The organism is Caballeronia choica (assembly GCF_001544535.1).
In the GTDB taxonomy this organism is placed as follows: domain Bacteria; phylum Pseudomonadota; class Gammaproteobacteria; order Burkholderiales; family Burkholderiaceae; genus Caballeronia; species Caballeronia choica.
Genome location: NZ_FCON02000422.1, coordinates 1 through 1666 on the forward strand (window position 1 = coordinate 1; position 1666 = coordinate 1666).

The window sequence follows — 1666 nt, forward strand, 5'->3', positions numbered from 1 at the left end:
ACATCGGCATCATCATTTCTGCCGCGACATTCTCAACTTGATTGTCGCGCGTCTCTCATCCAGATTGTCGCGCCACACTCCAACAAGGCAATGGCACAATTAAAACAGTTGGAGATAGAATCTCCTATTCCACGATCGCCATCTCGGTTATGACCGTTGCGCTTTTCCAATCTCTCGCTGAAACGCTTGTAAAGGGCATGTCGCCGGTACTCGCAGTAGTCGTCTTCTTCATCGTCGGCTACGTGATAATCGGCATCCCATTGCAGTTCACGCGTGGGCCGGGATACCGCGACGCGTGGGGCACAGTGGGCGGCATATTTGCTGCGCTCATGTACCTAACGATTCTGTTTGCGGTCTACCCGGACTTTCGTGGCCCGGCCGCTTCCCACTCACCCACCCAAAAGATCGCGCACTGATTCGATCTACCCTCAGCGCCTTAATCCTCCGCAAAGAACGCCGATGCATCATCGAGCGAGCGCCCGAGTCCAAGCGTGCGCAACCCTAGCTCAGGCGTCAGCCAGATGCTGCTGTTGCTTTCGTACACGCTCCCGACATCGAACTCTGGCGCTCCTCAGAAGTGCTTCTCACGCGCATAGCAACAGCGTTCTCCGTCCAGGAGTTCACGCGCGCACCACAGCAACGCGACAAATATCGGTTCATCACGGGTCGAAAGTCGGCCGTCTTCGTGAACGAGGATTCGCGAGACGAGCATAAGGGGTAGGTTGTGCTCAGATTGGAGTCGCCCGGATGTAGTCTTCGGCGCCAATCTAACTAAGGCGCAATGCAAAAAGCCCGCTGACTGACGGGCTTTTTCTCATGGATTCGGTGTGCGCGTCTTCCCAGGGAGTTAATGTAGGCTCAAGTCGACAAGATGCCGATATAAATAATTCCGACCGGCGTCGTTAGCGTTCCTGGATCAGCGCCGCGTAAGTCTGAGTGATCGCACTCTCCAACTCGGGAGCAATGAGACCTACGCCGTCTTGCGATAGATGATCCGTATCCTTGAAAAGCGCCCTTCCATTCTTGACGGTGAAACACGCTTTCGCGTCGCACAGTGTCTTGAACGGGTCTACAACGCTCACGTTACCTGCTTGGCGAGCAATTGCTGCGATCTGCATCCCGCGCTCGATGATCGCTCCTTGGCGCTGCCGATCGACAGTCATTTCGGCAATTGCGTGACCGGCTTGAAACTGCGTCCGAGCCCAAAGTCGCGGCAAATCAGAGTAAGGGTTAGGAACTGCCGAAACAAAGACCATCTGCCCCCCACGTCGCGCAAGTATTTCTACGATCTGCTTCAGTACACCGCCTTCATACTGCGGTTCGTATCGCTGCCAATCGCCTGCGATCACAACGATGCGAATGGAAGGCGTTCGGGCGAAGTAGTCAAAAACGAAGTTCGCGTAACGCTCGCACCCAGAAAAGACTTCCGCGCCGGAGCCAGCAAAGACTCTGCCCTTGAAGGGCGGACATCCGCCCTGCGTAGCAACGATTCCGTGAATATGAAGATTCTCCGCTGCAGAGTCGACCGCCGGTTGCATCATGTCGGCAAACGAATCACCCCAAAGCATTATGGTCGGCCCTGCGTTTACCGTATGCGGTCCATCAGCGACGCCCCTCAATTCAGGTGGCGGAGCGCGTGACGTGTGGTAGGAACGCGGATCAGCGG

2 protein-coding genes are annotated in these 1666 nt (G+C 55.8%); one reads left to right on the forward strand and one right to left on the reverse strand.

The window, feature by feature from the left end; all coding sequences use genetic code 11:
* The first annotated feature begins 197 nt into the window (after positions 1–197).
* Positions 198–416 (forward strand): hypothetical protein, encoded by a 219-nt coding sequence (locus tag AWB68_RS44650; RefSeq protein ID WP_235028876.1) that lies wholly within the window; start codon positions 198–200, stop codon positions 414–416.
* A 486-nt stretch (positions 417–902) separates the two neighbouring features.
* On the opposite strand, the gene AWB68_RS44655 is transcribed toward AWB68_RS44650, so the two are convergent.
* The coding region (locus tag AWB68_RS44655) for an SGNH hydrolase domain-containing protein (protein WP_235028877.1) at positions 903–1666 on the reverse strand (764 nt) is incomplete at its 5' end.

Excerpts from the sequence above, each read along its gene's own strand:
- AWB68_RS44650 (WP_235028876.1), top strand. The coding sequence starts at position 198 with ATGTCGCCGGTACTCGCAGTAGTCGTCTTCTTCATCGTCGGCTACGTG.